At 67.4% G+C, this 5400-nt stretch carries 6 protein-coding genes and 1 pseudogene; 3 read left to right on the top strand and 4 right to left on the bottom strand.

What is annotated here, in order from left to right; genetic code table 11:
• Positions 1-188, bottom strand: a 188-nt coding sequence (locus DXK32_RS32845) for a hypothetical protein (protein ID WP_205215878.1), incomplete at its 3' end; no start/stop codon positions are given.
• 81 nt (positions 189-269) lie between these two features.
• Between DXK32_RS32845 and DXK32_RS31630 the strand changes: the two genes are divergently transcribed.
• The 3 genes from DXK32_RS31630 to DXK32_RS31620 all read left to right on the top strand — a co-directional run bounded on the left by DXK32_RS31630 (position 270) and on the right by DXK32_RS31620 (position 2765).
• Positions 270-962, top strand: a complete 693-nt coding sequence (locus DXK32_RS31630; protein WP_114862118.1) for a TVP38/TMEM64 family protein — start codon at positions 270-272, stop codon at positions 960-962.
• Between the two features lie 10 nt (positions 963-972).
• The gene (locus DXK32_RS31625) at positions 973-2181 is read left to right on the top strand and encodes a glycosyltransferase family 4 protein (protein WP_114862117.1); all 1209 of its coding nucleotides are present in this window, start codon (positions 973-975) and stop codon (positions 2179-2181) included.
• Between the two features lie 290 nt (positions 2182-2471).
• Positions 2472-2765 carry a hypothetical protein gene (locus DXK32_RS31620; protein ID WP_114862116.1) on the top strand — a complete coding sequence of 98 codons (294 nt, stop codon included), beginning with the start codon at positions 2472-2474 and terminating at the stop codon, positions 2763-2765.
• Between the two features lie 82 nt (positions 2766-2847).
• Here DXK32_RS31620 and DXK32_RS31615 read toward each other — a convergent pair whose 3' ends face one another.
• The 3 genes and pseudogenes from DXK32_RS31615 to DXK32_RS33600 all read right to left on the bottom strand — a co-directional run.
• Positions 2848-3705: a molybdenum storage protein subunit alpha gene (locus tag DXK32_RS31615; protein WP_114862115.1), complete on the bottom strand. Its 858-nt coding sequence runs from the start codon at positions 3703-3705 to the stop codon at positions 2848-2850.
• Between the two features lie 13 nt (positions 3706-3718).
• Positions 3719-4531: a uridine kinase gene (locus DXK32_RS31610; protein ID WP_114862114.1), complete on the bottom strand. Its 813-nt coding sequence runs from the start codon at positions 4529-4531 to the stop codon at positions 3719-3721.
• 293 nt (positions 4532-4824) lie between these two features.
• Positions 4825-5400 (bottom strand): annotated as a pseudogene (locus DXK32_RS33600) (carbohydrate-binding domain-containing protein); the annotation flags it as partial.

Raw genomic sequence — 5400 nt, 5'->3', positions numbered from 1 at the left:
TCCGGATGGCCTTCGGACACGGACTCGCTGGTGAACACGTAGTTGAGCTTGGCCATAGGAAGGAACCTAGCCTTTCGCAATAGAAGGTATGCACTTTTGTAGCATTTTAGTATGTTCCGTTCCGCGCGTTCAATGCAAATGTCGGCGCTGGGGATGGCCGTTCCGGTTTTCGGAGATGTGCCGCTCATGATCGTCTCTCGCGGCGCGGTATCGCCCGTGATATGCAAGCCGGACCACAAGCCCAGTTTGAAGAACCGAAGGCCCGCACCATGGCCGAGCGCCGCACACCCTCCCTGTCCACCCTCCGCAACCTGGGTCGGGGATTGCTCGTCCTGCTTCTGCTCGGCGGAGCCGGGGCTTGGTGGGCATGGCATGGCGCCTTCGGGATGGACGCGTTGCAGGACATCCTGCGTCACCACCCCGCGGCGCCGGTGCTGTTCCTGCTTCTGCACATCCTGGCCAGCCTTCTGTTCTTCCCGCGCTCGGTCATGGCGATGGTCGCTGGGCTGGTCTTCGGCGTCTGGTGGGGCGGGGTGCTGGCGGCGGCGGGCAGCGTGATCGGCGCGTCCACCGGCTTTCTGCTGACCCGCTACGTCTGCGACGGGCTGGTTCCGGCCCTGGACCGGGCGCGCTGGGGCGATGTTCTGCGCCGGCTGGAAACGGGCGGCTGGCGGGCTGTGGCCATGCTGCGGCTGGTTCCCGTGTTGCCGCACAGCGGGGTGAACTACGCGCTCGGCCTGACGCGGGTGCGGCTCGGCGCCTACGCCTTCGGGTCGCTGGTCGGACAGTTGCCGATGACGGTCGCCTTCGTGCAGTTCGGCGCCGCCGGCGACCATGCCCTGGCCGGCAAGCCGGACTGGATCGTGCCGACCGTCATCGGGCTCAGCTTGCTGATTCTGTCGGTTCTGCTGCCGAAGGTCGGGCCGAAGCTGCGCGAGAAGTTTGGCGCCGGACGGGCCTGACGGAGTCATCATGAACATCGTCTTCATCCACCAGAACATGCCGGGCCAGTACAAGCATCTGGCCGCCCGTCTGGCCGCCGATCCGGCGAACCGCGTCGTCTTCATCACCAAGCGCACCGACCGGGATATCCCGAACGTCCGCCGCCTCTCCTACCAGCCCAGCCGCAAGGCGCGGGAGAACGCGCATCCCTATCTGGTCTCCACCGAGAACGCGGTGCTGCATGGGCAGGCGGCGGCTCGGCTGCTGATGGGCCTGCGCGAGGAGGGCTTTCGCCCCGACGTCATCGTCGGCCATCCGGGCTGGGGTGAGACGCTGTTCGTCAAGGATGTCTTCCCCAACACCCCCTACCTGAACTATTGCGAATTCTTCTACCGTGCCCAGGGGCTGGACGTCGGCTTCGACCCGTCGGTCCCGGTCAATGTGGACACGGTGCTGCGGCTGCGCATGCGCAGCACGCCGCTGCTGCTCGCCCTGGAGGCCTGCGACCGCGGCATCGCCCCGACCAAGTGGCAGCGCGACTCCCACCCGGCGCCGTTCCATTCCAAGATCGAGGTCATCCACGACGGGGTGGACACCGCGCGCCTCCTTCCCGACCCGGACATCCGCATCACCCTGGCCGACGGTACGGTGCTGACGCGCCAGGACGAGGTGCTGACCTACGCCGTGCGAAACCTGGAGCCCTACCGCGGCTTCCCCAGCTTCATCCGCGCCTTGCCGCGCATCCTGGAGGCGCGGCCCAAGGCCCACGTTCTGATCGCCGGCGGCGACGAGGTCAGCTACGGCTCGGCGCCCCCCGGCGGTGGGAAGACGTGGCGGGAAACCATGCTGGCCGAGGTGCCGTTGGACCCGGCGCGCGTCCATTTTCTGGGACACCTTCCCTACGACCAGTATCTGTCGGTCCTGCGGCTGTCGCGGGCGCACGTCTACCTGACCTACCCCTTCGTTCTGTCCTGGTCGATGGTGGAGGCCATGGCGCTCGGCTGCGTGGTGATCGGCTCCGACACCGCCCCGGTGCGGGAAGTCATCCAGCACGGCGAGAACGGGCTGCTGGCCGATTTCTTCTCTCCCGAGGACATCGCCGCCAAGACCATCGCGGTGCTGGAGGAGCCGGACTCCTTCGCTCCGCTGGCCCGCGCCGCGCGGGAGACGGTGGTGGAGCGTTTCGATCTGTCTCATTGCCTGGAACGCCAGATCGCGCTGATCCGCGCGATGGCCTGAGGCGGAAAAGCCCACACTTCGCGCGGCAATATTTTCCCGCCACCTGGGCAGAAGTCGCCGCCCAGGGGGAGGATTTTGCCGGGTGAGCGGGTCGAAAAGGGCTTTTTGCGTCTGCGAAAAGCCCCGTCCGCAGCGGAGACGACGGTGAAACGGAATCCCCGGCACTGTTTTGATTTTGAGATAATTTCCAAACGAAGGCCTGGGAATGGCCGGTTCTGGGTGTAGGGCATGGCATGACCCTTGCGATGGTGTGGGTACCAATCCGGCGAACCCGAACACGAGTGCCTGCCATGTCCATGACCGCAGTCCAGCCGATGCCGGCTGCCTCGGCGACCGCCCTGGAGGCGGACGACGTTTCCAACACCCCGCGCCGCGGCGGTTTCGCCTGGGAAGCCGTGAAGACCCTGATCGCCGTCGCCGTCTTCGCCGCGATGCTGCTGCCCGTGGCCTTCCCGTCGAAGGCGAGCCCGCAGCAGGGCCGGCTTCAGCAGGCGTCCTCGGAGGACACGGCGCCGCCCGCCGTGAAGGCCGTGGCGAAGGCCGACGCCCAGAAGGCCATCCGCAAGCCGGTGGCAAGCAACTGAGTTTCTGACCGCGTTTCCATATGCGAAAGGCGTCCGGTGGTGGCACCGGACGCCTTCGCCGTTCCTGCCGGACCGAACCCGCTCAGAGCGGTCGGGCACCGTTGCGGATGGCGGTGCGGATGCCAGTATGGATGATGGTGCCGACATGCTCGCCGCGCAGCGCGGCGGTCAGACGGCCCGGAACCAGCCCGTTGACGACCTGCACGCGCTCCAGGTGACGGGCGTTCGCCATCACCTCCAGCAGCGCGCCGTCCAGCGGCAGCGTGCCGCCCCGCTTGGCCAGCTCGGCGGCAGTCGTCTCGCGCAGCAACTCCGCCGTGCCGGCCTCGGGGCCGTTCGGGTCGACGGTGCAGATCCCGTCCACGTCCTCCACGATGGTCAGCCCGGCGGCGCCCAGCGCATCGGCCAGCAGGAAGGCGCCGGTGTCGGCCCGGTGCTGCGGAATGCGCGAGCCGGGGAACTCGTGGTGGTGGTAGGGCGGGAAGGCGCTGCCCACCACCGCACGGGCGGCCGACAGATGCACCGCCAGCTGGTTCGCGATGGTTCCGTGCTCGACGTAGGACACGCCGTCGGGCGACAGCAGCGCGGCCAGGATGTGGCCGTTCTGCCCGGCTTCCGTCGCGGCGAGCGGGGCGAGCGAGCCGACCGGCAGGCCGAGATCCAGCCCGACGCTGTACAGATGGCGCGCGCGGATGCCGGCGCCGGTCAGGATCAGCAGCCGGTGCTCCGGCAGGATGCTGCGGATCTCTTCGACGATCGGCAGGATCGCCTCGTGGCCGCGGTCCATGATCGACCGCCCGCCGATCTTCACGACCTGCAGCCAGGGCAGCAGGCGGATCGGGCGGACGCCGGCGACCGGGGCGGTCAGGCTGCCGTCGAGAAGGGTCTGGCGCGCGAGCGGCGAGGCCACATGCTTGATGCTGTTGGTGGTGTCGGACATGGAAGACGGTCCTTCAGCTCGCGGTGATGATGGTGCCGACATGCTCGCCGGCGAGCGCGCGGGTCAGATTGCCGGGGACGAGACCGTTGACGACCTGCACCTCGCGGACGTGGCGGGCGTTCTTCAGCAGGTCGAGCACCGGGAACTCCAGGATCGAGTCCTGCAGCCCCTTCGCCTTCATCTCGTCCACCGAGATCTTCGGGATGAAGGTGGCGTTTTTGGAGGTCTTCGGGTTCTCGGTGTAGAGCCCGTTCTCGTCCTTCACGTAGATCATCGCCCGGCAGCCGAACTGCTCGGCCACCAGGAAGCAGCCGGCGTCGGTGCGGTAGGGCGGAATAACGCCCTCGGCGGCGGGGCGCATCCACAGCTTGTAGGGCGGCATGCCGCTGAAGACGACGGCGTTCACTTCGGCCAGGAACAACGGTACCGACGACAGACCGGCGCCATCCACCGCGGAGATGCCGTGCTTGGCGAGGAGTTGGCCGAGCATCGCGGCGTTCTGGTCGGCGACCGAGCCGCCGAGCTGCGAGAGCAGGCCGGCCGGCAGGTTCAGCCCCGCCGCGATCGAGTAGATGTGACGGGCGCGGGTGCCGGCGCCGGTCCCGATCAGCAGCTTGTGGCCCTTGCGGGCGGCGACGATCTCGTCGACCAGCGGGTAGACGGCGGCGCGGCCACGGTCGATGACGCTCTGGCCGCCGATCTTGAGCACCGTCGCGTTTGGCAGGATGCGGAAATCCGCCGCGGCGTCCGCCGCCGCCAGAAGCTGCGCATCGGTCAGCGACCGCTGCATGAGGAGCGCTTCAAGCTCCGCTGTCGTGCTGGTCATGGGGGATTGTTCCCTTTCGATTCGAAGGCGTGTCGGCGCGTTCCCGCCCTGGCGATCCCGTAAAACGACGTATTGAAGACTGGATTTTTACCTGTCGTTGCCCGAACCGTGGCCCCTTCCCGTGACAGCGTCAATCCAAAAAATAAAAATATCTTTGTTTTTCATGGCGTTATGAAGGTTGCGGTGATAACGCCCATGAGTTGTCGATGACGCTCGGTTCCCGCCGCCCGCTCCGTCAGCAGGGGGCGTGCGTGTGGCTTGGCGGCGCATGAAATAAAGAAGAGAGCCGGCGGTTAGAGGGTAATGAAGGCGATGTAGGGATCGTTGCCGGCCATCCCGGTGGTGACGGTGATGGCGCTCACCGCGATGCCGGTGAAGGTCATGCTGGCGTCGATGGTGCCGTTGCCGTCGATGTCGCAGCGGACCGTGGCGCCCTTGTAGCCCTCGGCCCCACCCATCTCCTCCCAGATCAGTCGGGACTGGCCGGGCACGAACCCCCAGAGGGTTGCCCATTCGCCCCTCTCCAGATCGACGATGGTCGACCAGGTGACCTCGCCGCCGCGCCCATCCACGAAGAAGGTATCGCGGCCCGGCCCGCCGATCAGCCAGTTGGAGCCCGATCCGCCGTCCAGCACGTCGTCGCCCGCCCCGCCCCAGGCGGCGTCGTTGCCGCCCATCAGGTGGATGAAGTCGTTCCCGTCCGACCCGCCGACCACCTCGTCCTCGGCGGTGCCGTAGAAGGCCCATTGCAGGTTGGCCACCGGACCCTCGTAGGCATAGGCGGCCACCGTCTGCTGCATCCCGTTCACGGTCCGGCTGAAGGGGGCGAAAGGCCGCTCCGGTGGGGCGTCGGGAAGCGGGGACGAGGC

The organism is Azospirillum brasilense, assembly GCF_003349955.1.
GTDB lineage: Bacteria > Pseudomonadota > Alphaproteobacteria > Azospirillales > Azospirillaceae > Azospirillum > Azospirillum brasilense_B.
This window is presented reverse-complemented; position numbering and strand designations above follow the sequence as displayed.